This window comes from Kitasatospora sp. NPDC057738, from assembly GCF_042798815.1.
GTDB classification, from domain to species: Bacteria; Actinomycetota; Actinomycetes; order Streptomycetales; family Streptomycetaceae; genus Kitasatospora; species Kitasatospora lactacystinica.
The window spans coordinates 1-20,355 of the sequence record NZ_JBHVJT010000105.1; the positions used below are offsets into that span (position 1 = coordinate 1).

Genomic DNA, 20,355 nt, shown 5'->3' on the forward strand with positions numbered 1-20,355 from the left:
GCCGCCCCCGCCTCCACCCCGGCCGTCACCTCCTCCGCCACCCCCGGCGCGGGCGCCGTCCCGACCACCCCCGCCCCGGCCGCGCCGACCACCCCGGCCGCACCGACCACCGAGACGGCCCCGCCCGCCGCCGCGCCCGCCGCCGAGGCCCCCGCGGCCGCGGCCGCCAGGACCGACGTCAAGGCCGCCGCGAAGGCCCCGGCCAAGCCGGCCGCGCCGAAGGCCCCCGCCCAGTCCGGCGGAAGCGGAAGCGGCATCGGCATCACCTTCGGCGGCCTGCACGAGGGCGGGAAGATCGGACTGAACGACCTGGTCCCCTTCACCGTCACCTGGAAGAACAACGACGCCACCGGCACCCGCAGCGTGGCCCCCGTGGTGGCGACCCAGCAGTACGAGGGAGCGCCCTGCACCATGGTGCTCGCGATGGCGCAGGGCACCCTGGAGCGCAAGGACGCCTCCGGCTGGAAGAAGCTCGACCACCTCAGCCAGGGCGGCGGGATGGACTACGCGGGCACCGCCGACGACGCGGCCTTCACCCTGGCCGCCGGCCAGAGCCGGACCGTCGAGTACCGGATGCGGCTGTCCCTGGCCAACCGTCCGGGGCGGATCACGATCGAGGCGGACGCCCCCGTGCCGCACTCCAGGGACTACCGCGACATGGCGAAGGCCGAGCTGAACGCCACGGTCGTCGACAGCCACAGCCCGCAGATGCTCTCGGTGATGCCGCCGGCCAAGGGCGTGGTCACCACGGACCCGATCCCGTTCAGCTTCCGGGTCTCCTCGCCGGACGGCACCACGGGTCTGCGCCCCCGGGTGGCCGTGTGGAGCTCCGACGCGCTGACCCCGAACGACGTCACGGTCGAGGCCCGGGTCGGCGACGTGTGGAAGCCGGTCGAGCTGAAGGACGACTGCGGCCTGGTCACGGTCGACCCGAACGTTCCGGGCGTCCGCGACGGCAACACGGTCGAGTACACCTTCCGGGCCACGTTCAAGGAGGCCCCGAAGTACGGCACCGACGTGGACATCCGGGTGAGCGCGGCGTCGAACGGCCACCAGTCCGTCGAGCGGTCCGTCTTCCTGCGCGACGCACGCTGACACCGCACACCCCCACCGCGAGCCGAAGGGCCCGGCCTCCCCCGCCCGGGAGGCCGGGCCGAGCCCCGTCGAAGGGCGCCCGGCCAGGCGCCGTCCCGCGGCCCGGCCCCTCGGCCCGGCACGCCGGGGAACAGTCGGACCGGTCTTCGTTCGCCCTCCTCCTCCGCGTTGTGCACGACGTAGTGGCGTACCACCTCGCCGTGTTCGGCCGGCCGTTCCTCGACGGGTACATGTCCGCGAACATCGAGCCCGGGAACAGCGTCTCCCGGTGCTCGGCCAGGAACGCGAACCCACTCCCCGCCGGGATCGGCTCCCGGCCCGTCTCCCGGACGTCCGGCCCGACCGGATCCCCGACCGGATCCCCGGCCCACTCCCCCGTCGCCACGAAACGAGTCCGGCCCCACCGCACACGCGATGGGGCCGGAACCTGAAAGGCCATCAGCACACTTGTAGGCCCAACTCGAAGGAACTGACGCCGACTTGACGGTGTCGTGCCTACCATCGAGCTGTGTTGACGCGGTGGGGGAGCCAGGTGCGCCGGCATCCGGTGGCGGGGGCGGTCGGGGCCGCGGTCGTCTGGCAGGCGACGATCGTGGTGGTGGCGAAGGTGCTGCCGCCGTTGGATCCGGGGTGGTTCCCGCAGTTGGGGCCGACCGTGGTCAATCTGGCGGGCGCGGCGGTGGTGTTGGCGCTGCTCCGGACCTGGGGGCTGCTGGCGGCCGGCGGGGTGGCGGGCCCAGGGGTGATGGCGCGCTGGCCGGTGCTGCTGCCGGTGACGGTGCTGGCGGGGCTGGCGGCGCTGCCCGGGGTCGAGGGCGGCACGGCGGCCCTGGCGGGCGGGGCGGTGCTGATGCTCGCCATCGGGGTCAGCGAGGAGCTGAGCAGCCGGGCGCTGGTGCTGGAGGTCGCACGGCCGCTCGGCCCAGTGCGCGCGGGGACGCTGACGGCGGTGCTGTTCGGGGTCGGGCACCTCGACAACTGGCTGTTCTTCGACGCGCCCCTGGGCAACACGCTGTGGCAGGTGCTGGAGGCCGGCGCGTTCGGCTTCTTCCTGTGCGGCGCGCGGCTGTACATCGGGAGTGTCTGGCCGCTGGTGCTGCTGCACGCGCTGGCCGACTACCTGGAGGTCTACTCGCCCGGGAAGACGGCCGACTGGCTGCGGGCGCTGGACGTGGCCGTCGACCTGGCGTTGGGGCTGGCGCTGCTGCTCCGCGCCCGTACCGCTCCCGCTCCCGCACCCGCACCCGCACCCGCACCCGCTCCCGCGCCCGCGCCGCAAACCTGATCCCGCCGCTACGCCCGCCCGGCTTCGTCGTCAGCGAAGCTTTTTCCGACGGACCGTCATATTGTTTGCCCCGCACGCGTCCTGTACGGAGGCGCCCGGACCGGGCCCCGCACCGCCGAGGAGACGTCTTGACCTACCTCCGCCGCCGCGCCGCCGCGGCCGCTCTCGCCCTCGTGGCCGGCCTGACCGCGGCCGCCGCCACCGCACCGGCAGAAGCCGCCGCACAGGCCGCCGGCGTTCCTCAGGGGCTCGACCGCTACTACCAGCAGCGCCCGGACTGGCACAGCTGCGTCCAGGGCCCGCAGGACGAGGAGGGCGCCGCGCTGGAACGGGCCGGCGCCCGCTGCGCGGAGGTCACCGTGCCGCTCGACTACGGCGCCCCCGGCGGACGCACCGTCACGCTGGCGCTCTCCCGGATCAAGGCCACCGACACCCGCCACCGGATCGGCACGCTGCTGCTCAACGACGGCGGCCCCGGCAGTCCGACGCTCGGTGCGCCGCCGCGGGTGCACGCCGCGTTGAAGGACACCGCCGCCCGCTTCGACATCGTCGGGCTGGACCCGCGCTTCGTCGGCCGCAGCGCCCCCCTCGACTGCGGCTGGCCGATCGGCTTCAGCATCACCTCCGCCGGGACCGGCCGGGCCTCCTTCGAGCGCCAGGTCGCCCTCCAGCGGGACCTCGCGACCCGGTGCCGTTCGGCGGCCGGGGACCTGCTGCCGCACGCGAGCACCCGCGACGCGGCCCGGGACATGGACGTGGTGCGGGGCGCGCTCGGCGAGCGGCGGATCTCCTACCTCGGCCTCTCGTACGGCACCTACCTCGGCACGGTGTACACCCAGATGTTCCCCGGCCGCTACGACCGGGTGGTCCTGGACAGCGCGCTGCACCCGGCCCACGCCGGGCCGGCGCTGCTCCCCAACATGGCGCCGGAGAACGAGCGGGCGTTCGCCGACTGGGCGGACTGGGCGGCGGCCCGCCACGACACCTACGGGCTGGGCCGCACCCGCGAGGACGTGGTCGCCGGGGTGCTGCGCACGGTCCGGGCGGCCGCGGCGCGCCCGCTCGTGGTCGGCGCCGGCGCGGACGCCTTCGAGCTCGACGACACCCGGGTGCCGATGGTGGTGTTCATGAACCTCGCGGGCGACTCCGACGCGGATCGGGCGGGCCTCGCCGAGCTGGTGGCGACGCTCGCCGAGGCCGCGTCGGGCCGGCCGGTCACCCCCTCGGACGGGATCACCGCCATGCTGCGCTTCCTCTTCACCCCGCAGGGGTCGCAGGCCGGCAGCATCTCGCAGGCCATCCTGTGCGCGGACGGTACGGCGCCGCGCGACCCGGAGGACTACTGGCGCCGGATCGAGCGCGACCGCGCCCGGTACCCGCTGTCCGGCCCGCTGCTCGACAACATCTCCCCGTGCGCCTTCCTGGACCCCCCGCGCGAGGCGCCCACCGAGGTGCGCCGCGACGCCCCGGCGCTGATCCTCTCCGCCACCGGGGACCCGCGCACCCCCTACCGGGACGGCGTCGCGCTGCACGGGCTGCTGCCCGGCTCCCGGCTGCTGACCCTGCGGGGCGCCGACCAGCACGGGCTCTACGGGACGTACGGCAACGCGTGCGTGGACGACGCGGTCAACGCCTACCTGGCCGGCGGACGCCTGCCGGAGGCCGACCTGACCTGTACCAGGGCGTAGCCGGGGCGTCCCGGCCCGCTTGTCCTGGAGGTCCGCTGACGGTCTTTCAGGTTCCGGCCCCATCGCGTGTGCGGTGGGGCCGGACTCGTTTCGTGGCGATGGAGGAGACGATGGAGGAGGCGATGGAGGAGTGGACTGGGGAGCCGCCCGTGCAGGGGCCTCGGTCGTCGTCGCCCGACAAAATCGCTATCAGGCGGCCGGAGCGCCGTGATAGACAACCGGCGTGCAAAACATTGTGGAGTTTCCCGAGGTCCTGCGGCTGATCGAGGACCGGTCGGCCGCTTTCCGCGCCGCGATCGCGGCCGCCCCCGACCTCGACGTCCAGGTCCCGACCTGCCCGGACTGGACGCTGCGCGAACTGGTGCAGCACCTCGGCGACGGCCGCCGCCGCCAGGCCGCCATCGTCGCGGCGGGCCCGGGCGCCGAGCCCCCGGCGAAGACGTCCCCGAAGGGCGCCCCGACCGCGCCCCGCGACCGCGAAGCCCTGGACGCCTGGCTCGCCGAGTCGACCGAGCTCATGCTCGACGCGCTGCGCGAGGCCGGCCCGGACCGCGGCTGCTGGACCTGGTGGGGCCGCTCGCAGGCCCCGGAGACCAGCGGAGCCCTGGCCCGGCACCAGATCCAGGAGATAGCCGTCCACACCTACGACGTCCAGCTCGTCCTGGGCGCCGCACAGCCGCTGCCGACGGACGTCGCGGTCGAGGGCGTCGACGAGTTCCTGACGACCGTCTCGGCGACGACCGTCCCCTGGCCGTTCAAGCCGGCGACCATCGACCTGCACGCGACCGAGGGCCGCTCCTGGCGCCTGACCCTCGACGCCGACGGTGTCCGCTGCGACGACCTCGCCGCCGACGCGGAGCCGGGCGACATGGTGATGCGTGGCGCGGCGAGCGAACTGGTCCTCTACTTCTACGATCGCGTCCCGCTCGACAGCCTGGAGAACACCGGCAGCACCGAGCCGATGGAGCAGCTCGCGGAGTGGGACCCGAACGCGTAGAACGCGCGCTCGTGACGCAGCTGCCGGTGGTGCGCGCGCTCCTGCGGGCGTCACCGGGCCCGGGGTCGCGGACATCGCGCGGCCGCGGGCAGGCTGCGGGCCCGCTGTTCAGGGGCCGTCCGGTGCGGGCTCCGTTCGAAGGACGTACTGGTGCCCCCGGCAGCCGGATCAGGTCGTGGGGAATTCGACCCGGACCCGCAGTCCGCCCGTGCTGCCGGGGACGGCGGTGACGTCGGCGTGGTGGGCACGCGCGATGGAGGCGACGATGGACAGGCCCAGGCCCGCGCCCTCACGCGGGCCGTGTCGACGCTCCTGCAGGCGGCGGAAGGGCTCGAAGAGGTAGGGGACCGTCTCCGGCGGCACCTGGGGGCCGGTGTTGCCGACCTCCAGGACGCCGTCGCGCACGCCGACCTCGACCCGGCCGCCGTCGTGGTTGTGGCGCAGGGCGTTGCCGACCAGGTTGCGTACCAGGTGTGCCAGCAGCACCGGATCACCCTCGACGGACACGGGGGCGGTGTCGGTTCGGACGGTGACGCGGTTCGCCCGGGCTTCCTCCGAGGCGGCGCACTCGGCGGCCACCGCGCGGGCCAGCTGGTCCAGTGCGACCGGTTCGCGGTGGTCCAGCCTCTGGTCGGAGACGGACAGCAGCAGCAGACCCTCGATGAGCCGTTCGCTGCTCTCGGAGACCTCGATCAGTTTGCGGCGGATCCGGGCGACGGCGGCCGGGTCCTCGGTGGCCAGCCCGATTTCGGCCGCGGCCCGCTGAACCGCGAGCGGAGTCCGCAGTTCGTGTGCGGCGTTGGCTGCGAACCGCTGCTGCGCGCCCACCAGTTGCTCCATGCGGTCGAGCATGGCGTCGAAGGTGTCGGCGAGCTGTTTGAGCTCGCCCGGGGGTGCGTCGAGGGCGATCCGCTCGTGCAGGTTCTCGCCCGAGAGCCGCCGCGCCGTGTTGGTGATCACCGCCACCGGGCGCAGCACCCGTCCCGACATCCACCAGGCCAGTGCCATCGAGATGACGGCGAAGGCGGCCAGAGCGATCAGGGAGACGGTCAGCAGCTGGTTCTGGGCGGCCTGCTCGGCGGCCTGGGTGACGACCTTGACGGCCTGGAAGTGGGACTGTCCGCCGTCGGCGGGGGTGGTTCCGGGTGGAGCGTTCGCGGGTGCGGCGGTTCCCACCGTGAGGGTTTTCGCCGCGGCGGGGTCCGGGGTCGCCAGTGTGGCCAGTCGCGGTTCGACGGCGACGGCCGTGCTGATCGAGGTGTACAGACCCTCCCGGACCAGGAAGTTGACCAGGACGATGAGCATGGCCCCGGCGAGGACGAGCAGCCCGCCGTAGAGCATGGTCAGCCGGCCCCGCTCCCCGCCCGGCAGCCGCGGGCGTGGTCGGCCGGGCAGTGGAGGGCGGTTCGGGCCGACCGGGGCGGAGCGCCTCATGCCGGGACGCCGATGCGGTAGCCGTGGCCGGGCACGGTGTCGATGACCGAGGGCTCGCCGAGCTTGGCGCGGAGTTTGCTGAGGGCGACCCGGACCGCGTTGGTGCGGTATCCCATGTTCCGCTCCCACACCCGCTCGATCAGGTCCTCACCGCTGACCACGGCGCCCTCGGCCTGCATCAGCGCCTCCAGTACGCCGAACTCCTTGCGGGACAGGGCGAGGTAGCGGCCCTCCCGGAAGGCCTGGCGGCGAGCGGTGTCGAGGGTGATGCCCGCACGTTCGAGGACCGGCGGAAGGGCGGGGTGGGTGCGGCGGCCGAGCGCCAGTACCCGGGCCAGCAGTTCCTCGTAGGCGAACGGCTTGGTGAGGTAGTCGTCCGCGCCCAGGTCCAGGCCGTCGACGCGGTCGCGGACGGTGCCGGCGGCGGTGAGCATCAAGACCCGGGTCAGCAACCGCTGCTCCACGACGCTCCGGCACACCTCGTCGCCGTGCGCTCCGGGCAGGTCGCGGTCGAGCACGAGCACGTCGTAGTCCGTGAAGCGCAGCCGCTCCAGCGCGTCGGCGCCGTTGTACACGACGTCGACGGCCAGGGCGTCGCGCCGCAATCCCTCGGCGATCATGTCCGCCAGGAATTCCTCGTCCTCCACGATCAGTACACGCATGACATCAGGTGTACCTGAGAACCACCTTTCGTTGCCGTAAAGGTCTCGGCTGACAGCGGCGAAATGCGGGTGCGTGCCAGCCTCTGCGTGGTCGGTCACCCGGTATCGGACACGGTGGTCGGTCACTCCCAATCGGACACGGAGGAATTCCATGCGGAACCACATGCGGAACCACTTGCGGAACCACAGGTACGGCGCGGCGGCCGTGCTGGTGGCGGGGATGGCGCTGTTCACCGCGGCCTGCGGCGGAGGCGCCGCGGGCACGGGCGGGGGCGGCGGCTCGGACTCGTCGGGCAAGGGCGCGGCGGCGGACCGGGCCTACGAGCACCGCAAGTGCCTGCGCGAACACGGCGCCCAGGTGAAGGAGCCGGAGCCGGGCCAGGACCCGCGGGGCCTGGTCCTCGAGGGCGGCCAGGACAAGATGGCGGAGGCCCTCAAGGCCTGCGGGGGAGCCGGCGGCTCGGGCGGCACGAAGATGTCCCAGGCCGACAAGGACAGGGCCCTCGAATTCGCCCGGTGCATGCGCGGTAACGGTGTGGACATGCCGGACCCGAAGTTCGACGGCGACTCGGCGATGTCGGGACAGGCGATGAAGGTCCCGGAGGGCGCCGAGAAGGACAGGTTCGACAAGGCGAACAAGGCGTGCAGTGGTCAGAATGCGGAGTGAGCGCGGACGGGGCCGCCGAACGTACCTGATCGCCGCGCTGGTCACCTCGGTCTCGCTGGTGGGCGGGGTCACGGCCCTCTCGCAGACCGGCGGCGTCAGCAGCGCCGGCACGGACCGCACCGGCGGGCTGCCGCCGAGCACGGGCTCGGTGGAACGACAGGACCTGAGCAGCCGGACCCAGGTGGACGGGACCCTCGGCTATGCCGAGGAGCGCCGGCTCAACGCCGGTGTGCCGGGCACCCTCACCTGGCTCCCGGAGGCCGGCGCGGTGGTGAAACGCGACGGGGTTCTCTACGAGGTCGACGGCCGGAAGGTCCGGCTCATGGACGGCGAGCGCCCCGTGTACCGGACGATGAAGACCGGCGACAAGGGGCCGGACGTCGGACAGCTGAAGGAGAACCTCCGCGACCTGGGCTACGGCAAGGGGCTGGCCGCGGACGAGGAGTTCACCCCCGGAACCGCAGAAGCGGTCAAGCGCTGGCAGAAGGCCCACGGTCTGGCCCGGACCGGCGAGATCGGCCCCGAGCAGATCGCCTTCTCGCCCGGTCCGGTGCGGATCAAGAAGAACGATGCGGCCGTCGGCGACCAGGCCGCTCCCGGCAAGCCGGTCCTCACCACCACCGGCTCCGAACGGCAGGTGCAGATCAAGATCGAGGTCTCCCGGGCCGACCTCGCCAAGCCCGGTACCCGGGTCGAGGTCGACCTGCCCGGCGGCGGCAGGGCCAAGGGCAAGGTCGCCTCCGTCGACCGCACCGTCGGCGAGGACGGCAAGGAGCAGGGCTCCCAGGACAAGCCCGCCAGGATCACCGCCCGGGTGCTCTTCGACGACCCGGGGCAGGCGGAGGGCTTCGACCAGGCGCCGGTCACCGTCGAGCTCGAAGGAGAGGTCCGCAAGGACGTGCTGACGGTACCGGTCAACGCACTGCTCGCACTGTCCGGCGGGGGCTTCGGCGTCCAGGTCGTGGAGGACGGGAAGGTGCGCGAAGTCCCGGTCGAACTCGGCATGTTCGGACAGGGCCGGGTCGAGGTCAGCGGGACCGGCCTGGCCGAGGGAATGAAGGTCGGGGTGCCCAAGTCATGAGCGCCGTCGTCGAGTTGAACCAGGTCACCAAGGAGTATCCGGGCGGGGTCGTGGCGCTGCACGGCGTGGACCTGCGCGTCGGACGCGGCGAACTGCTCGCCATCGTCGGCCCTTCGGGGTCGGGCAAGTCCACCCTGCTGCACATCGTCGGCACCCTGGACCGGCCGAGCGCCGGATCCGTCACCCTGGCGGGCCACGACGTCGCCGCCCTCTCCGACCGCCGGCTGTCCGCACTGCGCGCCCGGCACATCGGCTTCGTCTTCCAGTCCTTCCACCTGGTGGCCGGGGTCAGCGCCCAGGACAACGTCGCCGAGGGCCTGCTCTACTCGGGCCTGCCGCGCGCCCAGCGCCGCAGGCGCGCGGCCGCGGCCCTGGAGCGGGTCGGGCTCGCGGACCGCATGCACCACCGTCCGCACGAGCTGTCGGGCGGCCAGCGGCAGCGGGTGGCCATCGCCCGGGCGGTGGTCGGCGAGCCGGACCTGCTGCTGGCCGACGAGCCGACCGGCGCGCTGGACTCCGCCTCGAGCGAAGCGGTGATGGAGCTGCTGCACGACCTCAACGCCGAGGGTGCCACCATCGCGGTGATCACCCACGACGGCGAGATCGCCGACAGCCTGCCGCGCCAGGTCCGTATCCGCGACGGTCGCGTCGTGGCGGATCTGCGCACCGGCGCCGCCGAACCGGCCGATCGGGGTGGGGAGCGATGAGCCGCACCCGGCTCTCCCCGGCCCGGCTCGGCCCCCGTGACGTCCTCCACGTCGGATCGGCCGGCCTGCGCACCCGGCCGCTGCGGGTGGTGCTGTCCGCGCTGGGCATCGCCATCGGCATCGCCACCATGATCGCGGTGGTCGGCATCTCCTCCTCCAGTAAGGCCCAACTCCTGAGGCAGCTCGACCAGTTGGGAACCAACATGCTGGTGGCCTCCCCCGGCCAGGGGCTGTTCGGCGAGAAGGTGAAGCTGCCCGAGGAGTCGATCGGCATGCTGAGCCGCGTCCCCGGGGTCGAGCAGGTCGGCGCGACCGGTGACCTGGCGCAGTCCGTCAGGCGCAGCGAGAAGATCCCCAGTGACGAAACCGGCGGCATCACCGTGAAGGCCGCCACCGAAGGACTGCTGGACGTCGTGCGCGGCGCGGTCGGCTCGGGCACCTGGCTCAACGAGGCCAACGGGCGCTATCCGTCGACGGTGCTCGGACACGTCGCGGCCCAGCGCCTGGGCATCACCGCCCCCGGTCAGCAGGTCCACATCGGCGGCCGGTACTTCACCGTCATCGGCATCCTCGACCCGCTGCCGCTGGCTCCCGAGATCGAGCGGGCCGCCCTGGTCGGCTGGGACGGCGCCGGCGCGCTGCTGGGCTTCGACGGCCATCCGACCCAGATCTACGAACGGTCGACGGACCGGACGGTCGGCGCGGTCCGCGAGCTGATCCCGCGCACCGTCGACCCGCAGAACCCGCACAACGTGCAGGTCACCGACCCCTCCTCGGCGCTCCAGGCCAAGGCCGCCACCGAGGGGGCGTTCACCGACCTCCTGCTCGGGCTGGGCGGGGTGGCGCTCCTGGTCGGCGGCGTCGGGGTCGCCAACACGATGATCATCTCGGTATTGGAGAGGCGCCACGAGATCGGACTGCGCCGCTCCCTGGGCGCCACCAGGGGCCAGATCCGTCTCCAGTTCGTGACGGAGTCCCTCCTGCTCTCCGGACTGGGCGGGCTGGCCGGCGTGGCCCTGGGCGCGGCCGCCACCTACGCCTTCGCCGTCTCGGGCGACCTGCCCTGGGTGGTCCCCCTGTGGGCCGTCACCGGGGGCTTCGCCGCCACCCTGCTCATCGGGACGGTGGCAGGCCTCTACCCGGCCGTCCGGGCCTCCCGTCTCTCCCCGACCCTCGCCCTCCGCACCGGCTAGGGCCTCTCGTCGGCCCGCAGGCGGGGGTTTGAAGACAGACCCCGCAGGCCTGTTCGGGAAGGCGTCGAAGGTACGCCTGGTTGGCCGTCCCGGAAGGCTTCGGGCGGCCAACCGGAGGACGAGTGGCTCTGTCCACGTGAAGTCGCAGCGGGTTCGCACCGGAGCCCCGGCCGGGTCCCGGGCCTGGTCACCCTTGACGAAAGGTTGACCTGCTCACGGCAGAAGGTTGACGATCACCGCCTCTATGGTCGGCCCATGCCCTCACAGCCCATCAGGCCCACCACCCTGCCGGTCCTGCCCTACCGCAAGCCCACCCGCGGACGGGACTACTGGGTCCTGGACAACGTGCTGCCGGACCCGGACGCCGTCCGGGAGCGCTGCCTGGCCCGCGGGGACTGGACCGAGGGCTACCCGCACCGCCCCGAGACCTGGCCCGGACTGCGCACCATGCCGGGCCTGGAACCCGAGGAGCTGGCCCGGGTCGAGTCGCAGGTCCGCAAGGCCACCGGGGCCTCCCGGCTCTGGGTGCAGAGCACCCCGGGCGGCGGCACCCTCAACCACAACTGCGTCCAGGTCGTCGGCGCCGGGGAGTCGGAGTCCCGCCCGCACACCGACTCCCGCGCGCTCTGCCGCTACGCCGCCGTCCTCTACCTCAGCCCCGGCGCCCCCAAGGACGCCGGCACCAGCTTCTACCGCCAGCAGTTCCCCGGCGGCCGCCTCGGCGGCAACCTGGTCAACGCCCCGCACAACAACCTGGTCGAGGCGCTCGGCACCCGCCACGTACCGGCCGACCACTTCACCGAGGACGTCCGCGTCCCCAACCGCTACAACCAGCTGCTCCTCTACCACGCCAACCTGATCCACAGCGCCACCGGCTACTACGGCACCGACCTGGCCGAGCGGCGGATGACGGCGGTCTTCTTCTGGATGGCCTGACCCGGCACGCACCCTCTCGGACCGCCGGGCCCTCACCCTGCACCGGGCCGACCCACCCCCCACCCGGCCCCCACGTGCGCCAGGCTCGCCCTGGTCAGCGCCGCCGCCAACCGGGCCAGGTCCCCCGGCCCGACCAGCGCCGCCAGCCCGTCCGGTTCGCCCGGCAACCCGAGCGTCCGGGCCTCCGCCAGCGCCCGCTCGTCGACGTACGGCCGCAGCGAGGGCCAGACCGCCTGCGCCTCGCGCCGGAAGATCCCGGCGCCGACCGGCCCGATCCGGGGGAACTCCCGGAGCAGCTCGCCGATCCGCTCCGAATCGCCCCCGGCCTCCTCCCGCAGCCGCCGCAGATCGCCGTGCCAGCGGTCGAGCAGCAGCCCGGCCCCCTGGCCGAGCGCCGTGGCGGTGCTCTCGTCGTAGCGCACGTAGTGGGCCCGGCCCAGGGCGGCGATCAGCGTCCGGCGCCGGGCGTCCGCCATCGCGCGCGGGGTCCGCAGTCCGGCGGCCGACAGCTCCCGGGCCGCCGCCGTGGCGGTGCCGGCGCCGATCCGCACCGAGCACAGCACGGTCAGGACGAGCAGCCGGTAGAGCGGCGAGGGCTTGTCGCGCAGCGTGATCCCGGCCTCCTCCGCGTAGGTGCGGCCGAACCGGTCCAGGAGTTCGGCAACGGTCGGTTCCACGGCCTTCACCTCCTCCCCCACGCTTGCCCGGATTCGGACGCCCCGCACCCGGGGAGGCTCGCCGCATGAGTGAGCGAAGCACGGGGACACCCCCGGCCGGAGGCCGGGGGCGGATCGTCGACGGGTACGCGCGGGCACAGGCCCCTGCCGGGCGGAGCGGGGCGGGCGCATGAGCCGGGACGCCGTACCCGCGACCGAGACCGTCCGCCCCGACTGGGCCGCGATCGACCGACTGCCCGCCGTCGAGCTGCTCCGCCTGATGAACGCCGAGGACCGCACGGTTCCGGTCGCCGTCGCCGGGGAGTTGGAGCGGATCGCCGCCGTGGTCGACGCCGTGGCCGCCCGGATGGCGCGTGGTGGCCGGCTGGTCTACGCCGGCGCGGGGACGGCCGGGCGGCTCGGTGTGCTGGACGCCGTCGAGTGCCCGCCGACCTTCGGCACCGATCCGGCGCTGGTCGTCGGTCTGATCGCGGGCGGGCGCTCGGCCGTCACCGCGGCGGCCGAGGGCGCCGAGGACCGCACCGACCTCGCCGAGGCCGACGTGGCCGCGCTCGCCCTCACCCCCGCCGACACCCTGGTGGGCGTCTCCGCGTCCGGCCGGACGCCCTACCCGCTGGCCGCCGTCCGCGCGGCGCGGGCGGCCGGGGCGCTGACCGTCGGGTTGGCGTGCAACCGCGGCTCGGCGCTCGCGGCCGCGGCCGAGCTGGGCATCGAGGTGGAGGTCGGCCCGGAGGTGCTGGCCGGATCGACCCGGCTCAAGGCGGGCACGGCCCAGAAGCTGGTGCTCAACCTGCTCTCCACGGCCGTGATGGTCCGGCTCGGCCGGACGTACGGCAATCTGATGGTCGACCTCCGCGCCACCAACGACAAGCTGCGCGACCGCGCCCGACGGATCGTCGCCGAGGCGACCGGCGCCGACGAGGCCGCGGTCGACCGCGCCCTGACCGCGACCGGCGGACGGGCCAAGGACGCGATCCTGTCCCTGCTCGCGGACGTGGACGCGTCCACCGCCGCCCGCCTGCTCACGGCCTCGGACGGACGGCTGCGCGAAGCCCTCCGCCTCGCCCGGCCGTAGCGGCCCGCCGCCGCACCGGCGGCGACCCGCCCCGCCGGCTCACCCCAGCCGCACGTCCGCGGCCGCGACGACCTCGCCGAGGCGCGGGAAGTCCAGCTCCACCGAAGCCCGGTGCTCCTCCGCCGTGAGCGCGGCCATCGCGTCCTCGACGAACACCAGCCGGTACCCGTGGTCGCAGGCGGCCCGGGCACTCGACTCCACGCCGAGGTTGGTCGCGATCCCGGCGAACACCACGGTCTCCACGCCCCGCGCCCGGAGCAGCTCGTCCAGGCCGGTGCCCTGGAAGGCGCCGATGGTGCGCTTCACCACGACCTCGTCGGCCGCCGCCGCGACCTCCGCGGGCAGCCCGCTCCCGGGCGGCTGCTCGGTCACGTTCGGCCGCTCGACCCGTACCGCGATCACGGGCGCGCCCGCCGCCCGGAACTCCCGGGCCAGCTCCAGCGAGGCCTTCACCACCTCCGAACCGGTGCGCGGCGCGAGCGGGTTGGCGACGATCCGGTCCATCAGGTCGATCAGGACCAGGGCCGTGCTGCGGGGGTCAAGGGTGGTCATGGGGTCACGCTAGTCCATCGGGCGAGTGGCCCCCGAGGCCCGGTCCGGCGCCGGGGCGCTCTGCGCCGCCTCCCGCGCGATCTCCGTCCTGAACCCCTCGATCAGCACCCGCAGCCCGTACTCGAAGTCGGCGTCGTGGTCGGTCATCCGCAGGACGTCGACCGCCTCGCGCAGCAAGGGCAGTTCGCGCAGTGCTTCGTCCGGGAACGGCGGCCGGTCGCGGCCCGCGGAGTCCTGCCGCCAGGCCTGCTCCTCGGTGACCCAGCCCATGATGTACCGGTCGACGGTCAGCAGCAGGCGCAGCGCCGTTCGCGGGCGCAGTCCCGCTCCGCAGAGGGCACTCAACTGTGCCTCGACCGCCGGGAGTTCGTCCTCGGTCGGGAGGGTTCCGGCGTGCACCCGGGCGCCGTCGCGGTAGGCGAGCAGGGCGTTGCGCTTGGCGCGGGCGTCGGCGGCGATCCACTCGGGCCAGTGCGCCGGGTCCGGCTCGCGGTCGGGCGGGAGGGCTTCGGCGAGCATCGCCTCGGCCATCAGGTCGAGCAGTTCCCGCTTGCTCTTGAAGTGCCAGTACAACGCCGGTGACTGGACGCCGAGTTCGCGGGCGAGCCGCCGGGTGGTCAGCCCGTCGATGCCCTCCTCGTTGAGCAGGCGCAGCGCCGTGCGCACCACCTCGTCGCGCTTCAGCGCCATCCGATCGGCCTCCTGGGTCGTCCGCTTGCCAGATCCACCTTATCGCCGATAAGTTCCCGAGCTGGAATTTATCAGCGATAAGGAGAGCCGTCGCGACACCGACGGCCGCGAAGGGATCCCACCCCTCATGACCTCCGGACCGAACCCGACCTCCGGAACGGACCCGACCTCCGGAACGGACCGCTTCTGGTCCCGACTGCTGCCGAACACCGCGCCCTGGCGGTCCTCCCGCGACTTCCGGCTGACCTGGACCTCGGGCACCGTCACCCTGCTCGGCTCGATCTTCACCATGACGGCGATCCCGCTCCAGATCGCCGACCTCACCGGTTCACCCCTGGCCGTGGGCGCGGTCGGCGCGGTCGAACTCGTACCCACCGTCCTGTTCGGCCTCTACGGCGGCGTCCTCGCCGACCGCGCCGACCGCCGCACCGTCGCCCTGGTCACCGAGGTCGCCCTGGCCGCGCTCAGCGCCCTGCTGCTGGCCAACGCGCTGCTCGGCACCCCCGCCGTCTGGCCGCTGTACGTCGCCGCCGGGGTGGCGGCGGCGCTCCAGGGCGTCCAGCAGCCCTCGGTGGAGGCGATGATCCCCCGGCTGGTGCCCCAGGACCAGCTGGTGGCGGCCGGCTCCCTGCTCTCGCTGCGCTGGAGCATCGGCGGCGTGGCGGCCCCGGCGGCGGCCGGCCTGCTGATCGCGACCGCCGGCGTCCCGGCGGCGTACCTGGTCGACCTCGGCACCTTCCTGCTCTCGATCGCCCTGCTCGCCCGGGTCCGGCCGGTCCCCTCGGAGCGGGACGCCGAGGTGCCGCAGCTCACCGAGTTCCTCGACGGCGCCCGGTACGCGGCCCGGCGCCCGGACCTGATCGGCACCTACCTGGCCGACCTCACGGCCACCGTCTTCGCCCTGCCCACCGCGCTCTTCCCGTTCCTGGCCGCGGACCTGGACGCCACCTGGGCGCTCGGCCTGCTCTACTCGGCCGGCGCGGTCGGCAGCCTGATCGCCGCCGCGACCGGGGGGTGGGCGGAGCGGGTCCACCGGCACGGCCGACTCGTCCTGTTCTCCGCCGCCCTGGTCGGCGCGGCGACGGCGGCGGCCGCGTTCGCCCCGGGCCTGTGGGCCGTCCTGCTCTGCCTGGCCGTCGCGGGCGGTGCCCACTGGATCGGCGACACCTTCCGCAGCGCCATCTGGAACCAGTCCATTCCGGACGAACTCCGGGGCCGCGCCGCCGGGTTGGAGATGCTGATCGGCTCCGCCGGGCCGGCCCTGGGCGACCTGCGGGCGGGCGGGCTCGCCGCCCGCCAGGGCATCCGGGCGGCCCTGCGCACCGGCGGCCTGCTCTGCCTCGGCAGCTCGGCCGCGCTGTCCGCCGCGATCCCCGCGCTCTGGCGCTACGACCGGCGGGCGCACCGCACCGGGCCGGCCCCGGCGGAGCCCACCCCGTGACGCGCCCCACGCCCCGGCCGCACCGGCCCCACCGAAGGGACCGCCCCAGGGACCGCCCCAGGAACCACCGCTCAGTCCGGGACGAGCGCCGTCGCGTGCCGGTCGATCAGCTCCCCCAGCCCCCGGAGGTCGTCGACCCCGCGCTTGGGCAGCATGGTCAGCACCCCCGCCTCCTCGTTGCCGCTCAGCAGCAGGAACAGCCGGGGCGTCTCCAGGTAGTACCGCTGCTCCGGCCAGGCGAACTCGGTGACCGAGGCCTCGGTGCTCACGACCACCCCGTCGTCGTCCAGCAGGACCCTGAACTCGCCCTTGTCCGCCGCCGCCCTCGTCACCCGCCGCACCCGTGTCGCGGGCACCGCGAGAACCACGAGCAGCGCGAGCACCACCAGCAGGGCGACCAGCAGCGGCACCGTCCCGCCGAGGACGACGAGCAGTCCGGCAACCGCCGTCCCGCCGACGGCCACCGTGTACACGGCTCGCCGCGACCGGCGTCCGACCGCCGTGTGCCGGTCCCACGCCGCGAAGGCCTCCCGGAAGTCGGCGTCCGTCGGGGTGTAGCGAACCTCGACATACGTCACCGCCCGCCCATCGGAACCCACGTCCCCACCCTCCGACCCGTACACGCACAACTCCTGACACCAGCTTCGCCGGATCGTAGCAAAGACCGTACGTACCCGATGCGACCGCGTCCGCGCTCCCCCGGCGGGAAAACGCCGCTCCCGGCGCCCACCCGTTGACCGACCGCCCCGCCCGGCGGTTGGCTCACCCCGAGCCGGCCGCCGGGGAGTTCGGCGTCCACCGCCGACGCGGCACGGCCGATCCCAGGGGAGGGAACCAGATGAACCTCATCCGCCGCCCGCTGCGCGCGGCCTGCGTCCTCGCGGCCGCCGCACTGGCCGCCGCCGTCGCCGTGCCCGCCCAGGCGGGCCCGACCGGAGCGGCCCCGTCCGAAGCGGCCCCGACCGGAGCGGCCCCGACCGGAGCGGCCCCGACCGGAGCGGGCCTGGCCGCCCTGCCGGGCGCTGCCCGCACCGAACGCGTCTCCGTCGGCCTCGGACAGGCCCAGGCCACCGGCGCCTCGCAGGCCGGCGGCCTGAGCGCGGACGGGCGCTTCGCCGTCTTCACCTCGGAGGCGGCCGACCTGGTGCCCGGCGACACCAACGGCAGGTCCGACGTCTTCGTCCGCGACCTGTGGACCGGCCGCACCGAGCGGGTGGACACCGGCCCGGACGGCGTCCAGGCCGACGGGGACTCCTACGAGGCCACGATCAGCGGCAGCGGCCGCTACGTGGCGTTCAGTTCCACCGCCACCAACCTCGCCCCCGGTGCCAACCGCGGCTCCGAGGACGTCTACGTCCACGACCGCTGGACCGGCGACACCCGCCTGGTCAGCGTCGGAAGGACGGGGGTTCCGCAGACCGGCAAGCTGTCCGGCGTCCCCTCGATCAGCTGGGACGGCCGGTACGTGGCCTACCAGTCCAACCGCGGCGACCTCGCCCCCGGCACGGTCACCTGGTTCGGCGGCAACATCTACGTCACCGACCGCTGGACCGGCGACACCCGCCTGGTCAGCATCGGCGCCGACGGCAAGGAGGCGGACGCCTCCTCCTCCGCTCCGGAGATCAGCGCGGACGGCAGCACCGTCGTCTTCATCTCCAAGGCGACCAACCTCCTCGGCGCGGGCGCGGCCGGCGCCCTCTCCCCCGCCGCGGTCGCCGAGCTCAGGGCCGGCTCCGACCGGGAGTTCGTCGCCGACTCCTTCCACCCGGCGGCCGCCCTCCGGCCGGGGGCCCGCGCGGAGATCCTCAAGCCGCGCACCTACCCGCTGTACGTCCGCGACCTGCGCACCGAGCGGACGAGCCTGGCCAGCCCGGACGGCGACGGCGGCTACAAGGGCGCGGTCAACCCCTCGATCAGCCCCGACGGCCGCTACGCGGTCTACTCCTCCTGGGTCCTGCACGGCGGCACCCAGTGGGACCGTCACTTCGAGGTCTACGTCCGCGACCTGAAGCAGGGCACCGAGACCCTGGTCAGCACCGGCCTGCCCGGGACGACGACCACCCTCGGCTCCTACGGCGGCCGGATCACGGCGGACGACCGGTGGGTCCTCTTCAGCTCGGAGGCGGACAACCTCGTCCCCGGCGACACCAACAACGCCGAGGACGTGTTCCGGCACGACCTGTGGACCGGCCGCACCGAGCGGGTCAGCGTGGCGGGCGACGGTGCGCAGAGCGCCGGTCCCTCGCACGCCCCGTACGCCGACGCCCTCGGCACCGCGGTGGTGTTCACCTCCTCCGACGGCACCCTCGTCCCCGCGGACACCAACGGCGTCGAGGACGCGTTCCTCCGCCGCCTGCCGCTGTTCTGACACCCGGTCCGACGGCCCCACCCTCGCCCCGCCCCGGCCACCCCGGCGCGGCCGCCCGGCCCCGGCGCGGGTGCTCCCGGACTCACACCGTGAGCGCCCGCGTCGAGGCCCGGATCGGCGCCGGAAGCTCCGTCCACCCGCGCAGGTAGCGGTCCACCGCCGCCGCCACTGCCCGCCCCTCGGCGATCGCCCAGACGATCAGTGACTGCCCGCGTCCGGCGTCCCCCGCCACGAACACGCCCTGCGCCTCCGTGGCGAAGCCGTCGTCCCTGGCCAGGGTGCCCGCCGGCCCGGTGGCGAGGCCGAGCTGGGCGAACAGCCGCCGGTCCGGCTCCGGCCCGGTGAAGCCCAGCGCGAGCAGCACCAGCTGCGCGGGCAGGCTCCGTTCGGTGCCCGTCCGCGGGCTGCGGTCGGCCGGTTCGGCCTCGGCGAAGCGGACGGCGGCCAGCCGGCCGTCCGGGCCGGCTTCGAAGCCGACGGTGGTCGCCGCGAACACCCGGGGCCCGGCCTCCGCGGCGCCGGACTCCTCGTGCGAGGTGGTCTCCCGGTACACCTTGGGGTGCACCGGCCAGGGCTGTCCGGCGGCCCGGTCCTGCGGCGGGCGGGGGTTGATGTCCAGTTGGGTGACGGTGGCGGCGCGTTGACGGAGCGCCGTTCCCAGGCAGTCCGCCGCCGTGTCCCCGCCGCCGACGATGACCACGTCCAGCCCCTCGGCGGACACCGGCGAGACCGGGCGGTCGCCCTCGTCCACCCGGTTCGCCCAGGTCAGGTAGTCGATCGCCTGGTGCACCCCGGACAGGTCCCGGCCCGGCACCGCCAGCTCCCGGCAGGCGGTCGCCCCCACCGCGACCACCACCGCGTCGCACCCCGATCGCAGTTCCTCGCCCGGGACGTCCCGGCCGACCCACACCCCGGTGCGGAAGGCGGTGCCCTCGGCCCGCAGCTGGTCCAGTCGGCGCTCCAGCCGGTGCTTCTCCAGCCGGAACGGCGGGATGCCGTACCGCAGCAGTCCGCCCGCGCGGTCGGCCCGTTCGTACACCGTGACAATGTGCCCGGCCCTGGTCAGTTGCTGGGCGGCGGCCAGCCCGGCCGGGCCCGAGCCGATCACCGCGATCCGCCGCCCAGCGGCCCGCTCGGGGCGGTCGGGCGGCCGGGGCCCGTCCCAGCCCGCCTCCCAGGCCCGGTCGGCGATCGCCAGCTCCACGTTCTTGATCGCCACCGCGGCGCCGTCGATCGCCAGGACGCAGGCGCTCTCGCAGGGCGCCGGGCAGAGCCGCCCGGTGAACTCCGGGAAGTTGTTGGTGGCCAGCAGCCGTGCCGCGGCCGCCCGCCAATCCGCTCCCGCGTCCGCCTCCGCCCTCGTACCCGCCCCGGTTCCCGTACCCGTACCCGGCTCCTGGCCCGTCCCCGATTCCGCCACCAGCCGGTTCCAGTCCGGCACCAGGTTCCCCAGCGGACAGGCGTGGTGGCAGAACGGCAGCCCGCAGTCCATGCACCGCCCCGCCTGCCCGCCCACCACCGGCAGCAGTTCGCCCGGCCGGTACACCTCCCGCCAGTCCCCCAGGCGCTCCCGCGCGTCCCGCCGCGCCCGCTCCGCGCGCGGGGTGGTGAAGAAGGCCATCCGGTCTGCCATCGCGGCCTCCGGCAGGGCGTGCCGACTCGAACCAGGCGGCCCACCCGGCGGCGCGCCACCGTACGGCCACCGTACGCCCGCGAAGCACCGCGCAACAGCCGCGGCCGTCGGGGAGGGCCGCGGAGCGGACCCGGAACACCTCGGCCCCGACCGGAAGCGCCGTGAGCACGTCAG

General features: G+C 74.4%; 19 protein-coding genes. 12 read left to right on the plus strand and 7 right to left on the minus strand.

The window, feature by feature from the left end; translation table 11 throughout:
- The 4 genes from ACFVGO_RS36400 to ACFVGO_RS36415 all read left to right on the plus strand — a co-directional run.
- Positions 1 to 1,095, plus strand: a 1,095-nt coding sequence (locus ACFVGO_RS36400) for a hypothetical protein (protein ID WP_380636417.1), incomplete at its 5' end; no start/stop codon positions are given.
- Positions 1,096 to 1,603: 508 nt separating this feature from the next.
- Positions 1,604 to 2,380, plus strand: coding sequence for a CPBP family intramembrane glutamic endopeptidase (locus tag ACFVGO_RS36405; RefSeq protein WP_380636419.1), 777 nt, complete (start codon positions 1,604 to 1,606; stop codon positions 2,378 to 2,380).
- A gap of 128 nt (positions 2,381 to 2,508) precedes the next feature.
- The gene (locus ACFVGO_RS36410) at positions 2,509 to 4,068 is read left to right on the plus strand and encodes an alpha/beta fold hydrolase (protein ID WP_380636420.1); all 1,560 of its coding nucleotides are present in this window, start codon (positions 2,509 to 2,511) and stop codon (positions 4,066 to 4,068) included.
- 223 nt (positions 4,069 to 4,291) lie between these two features.
- Positions 4,292 to 5,065: a maleylpyruvate isomerase family mycothiol-dependent enzyme gene (locus ACFVGO_RS36415; RefSeq protein ID WP_359908731.1), complete on the plus strand. Its 774-nt coding sequence runs from the start codon at positions 4,292 to 4,294 to the stop codon at positions 5,063 to 5,065.
- A 168-nt stretch (positions 5,066 to 5,233) separates the two neighbouring features.
- Here ACFVGO_RS36415 and ACFVGO_RS36420 read toward each other — a convergent pair whose 3' ends face one another.
- Both ACFVGO_RS36420 and ACFVGO_RS36425 read right to left on the minus strand, forming a co-directional pair.
- Positions 5,234 to 6,406: a sensor histidine kinase gene (locus ACFVGO_RS36420; RefSeq protein ID WP_380636436.1), complete on the minus strand. Its 1,173-nt coding sequence runs from the start codon at positions 6,404 to 6,406 to the stop codon at positions 5,234 to 5,236.
- Positions 6,407 to 6,495: 89 nt separating this feature from the next.
- Complete coding sequence (locus tag ACFVGO_RS36425) at positions 6,496 to 7,161, minus strand: response regulator transcription factor (RefSeq protein ID WP_359908734.1); 666 nt, start codon at positions 7,159 to 7,161, stop codon at positions 6,496 to 6,498.
- A gap of 220 nt (positions 7,162 to 7,381) precedes the next feature.
- Here ACFVGO_RS36425 and ACFVGO_RS36430 point away from each other — a divergent pair, with 220 nt between their 5' ends.
- The 5 genes from ACFVGO_RS36430 to ACFVGO_RS36450 all read left to right on the plus strand — a co-directional run bounded on the left by ACFVGO_RS36430 (position 7,382) and on the right by ACFVGO_RS36450 (position 11,745).
- Positions 7,382 to 7,828 carry a hypothetical protein gene (locus tag ACFVGO_RS36430; protein ID WP_380356727.1) on the plus strand — a complete coding sequence of 149 codons (447 nt, stop codon included), beginning with the start codon at positions 7,382 to 7,384 and terminating at the stop codon, positions 7,826 to 7,828.
- Positions 7,818 to 8,909: an efflux RND transporter periplasmic adaptor subunit gene (locus ACFVGO_RS36435; protein WP_380356730.1), complete on the plus strand. Its 1,092-nt coding sequence runs from the start codon at positions 7,818 to 7,820 to the stop codon at positions 8,907 to 8,909. The genes ACFVGO_RS36430 and ACFVGO_RS36435 overlap by 11 nt, the downstream gene beginning before the upstream one ends.
- The gene (locus ACFVGO_RS36440; RefSeq protein ID WP_380636422.1) at positions 8,906 to 9,616 is read left to right on the plus strand and encodes an ABC transporter ATP-binding protein; all 711 of its coding nucleotides are present in this window, start codon (positions 8,906 to 8,908) and stop codon (positions 9,614 to 9,616) included. The genes ACFVGO_RS36435 and ACFVGO_RS36440 overlap by 4 nt, the downstream gene beginning before the upstream one ends.
- Positions 9,613 to 10,809 (plus strand): ABC transporter permease, encoded by a 1,197-nt coding sequence (locus tag ACFVGO_RS36445; protein WP_359908746.1) that lies wholly within the window; start codon positions 9,613 to 9,615, stop codon positions 10,807 to 10,809. Before ACFVGO_RS36440 ends, ACFVGO_RS36445 begins: the two co-directional genes overlap by 4 nt.
- A 255-nt stretch (positions 10,810 to 11,064) precedes the next feature.
- Positions 11,065 to 11,745, plus strand: coding sequence for a DUF6445 family protein (locus ACFVGO_RS36450; protein ID WP_380356735.1), 681 nt, complete (start codon positions 11,065 to 11,067; stop codon positions 11,743 to 11,745).
- A gap of 32 nt (positions 11,746 to 11,777) precedes the next feature.
- Here the strand turns inward: ACFVGO_RS36450 and ACFVGO_RS36455 are convergent, their stop codons facing one another.
- On the minus strand, positions 11,778 to 12,422 hold the full coding sequence (locus ACFVGO_RS36455) for an endonuclease (RefSeq protein WP_359908752.1): 645 nt from the start codon (positions 12,420 to 12,422) through the stop codon (positions 11,778 to 11,780).
- A 169-nt stretch (positions 12,423 to 12,591) separates the two neighbouring features.
- On the opposite strand from ACFVGO_RS36455, the gene murQ reads away from it, so the two are divergent.
- Positions 12,592 to 13,497: an N-acetylmuramic acid 6-phosphate etherase gene (murQ, locus tag ACFVGO_RS36460; RefSeq protein WP_380636424.1), complete on the plus strand. Its 906-nt coding sequence runs from the start codon at positions 12,592 to 12,594 to the stop codon at positions 13,495 to 13,497.
- 39 nt (positions 13,498 to 13,536) lie between these two features.
- On the opposite strand, the gene ACFVGO_RS36465 is transcribed toward murQ, so the two are convergent.
- The gene (locus ACFVGO_RS36465) at positions 13,537 to 14,049 is read right to left on the minus strand and encodes an isochorismatase family protein (protein WP_359908758.1); all 513 of its coding nucleotides are present in this window, start codon (positions 14,047 to 14,049) and stop codon (positions 13,537 to 13,539) included.
- Between the two features lie 9 nt (positions 14,050 to 14,058).
- Positions 14,059 to 14,739 carry a TetR/AcrR family transcriptional regulator C-terminal domain-containing protein gene (locus ACFVGO_RS36470; RefSeq protein WP_359908761.1) on the minus strand — a complete coding sequence of 227 codons (681 nt, stop codon included), beginning with the start codon at positions 14,737 to 14,739 and terminating at the stop codon, positions 14,059 to 14,061.
- Positions 14,740 to 14,866: 127 nt separating this feature from the next.
- Here ACFVGO_RS36470 and ACFVGO_RS36475 point away from each other — a divergent pair, with 127 nt between their 5' ends.
- Positions 14,867 to 16,180 carry an MFS transporter gene (locus ACFVGO_RS36475; RefSeq protein WP_380636426.1) on the plus strand — a complete coding sequence of 438 codons (1,314 nt, stop codon included), beginning with the start codon at positions 14,867 to 14,869 and terminating at the stop codon, positions 16,178 to 16,180.
- Between the two features lie 71 nt (positions 16,181 to 16,251).
- Here ACFVGO_RS36475 and ACFVGO_RS36480 read toward each other — a convergent pair whose 3' ends face one another.
- Complete coding sequence (locus ACFVGO_RS36480; protein WP_380356746.1) at positions 16,252 to 16,779, minus strand: YcxB family protein; 528 nt, start codon at positions 16,777 to 16,779, stop codon at positions 16,252 to 16,254.
- Positions 16,780 to 17,018: 239 nt separating this feature from the next.
- Here ACFVGO_RS36480 and ACFVGO_RS36485 point away from each other — a divergent pair, with 239 nt between their 5' ends.
- The gene (locus tag ACFVGO_RS36485) at positions 17,019 to 18,548 is read left to right on the plus strand and encodes a TolB family protein (protein ID WP_380636427.1); all 1,530 of its coding nucleotides are present in this window, start codon (positions 17,019 to 17,021) and stop codon (positions 18,546 to 18,548) included.
- An 82-nt stretch (positions 18,549 to 18,630) separates the two neighbouring features.
- Here ACFVGO_RS36485 and ACFVGO_RS36490 read toward each other — a convergent pair whose 3' ends face one another.
- The gene (locus ACFVGO_RS36490; RefSeq protein WP_380636429.1) at positions 18,631 to 20,181 is read right to left on the minus strand and encodes a glutamate synthase subunit beta; all 1,551 of its coding nucleotides are present in this window, start codon (positions 20,179 to 20,181) and stop codon (positions 18,631 to 18,633) included.
- Positions 20,182 to 20,355 lie beyond the last annotated feature (174 nt).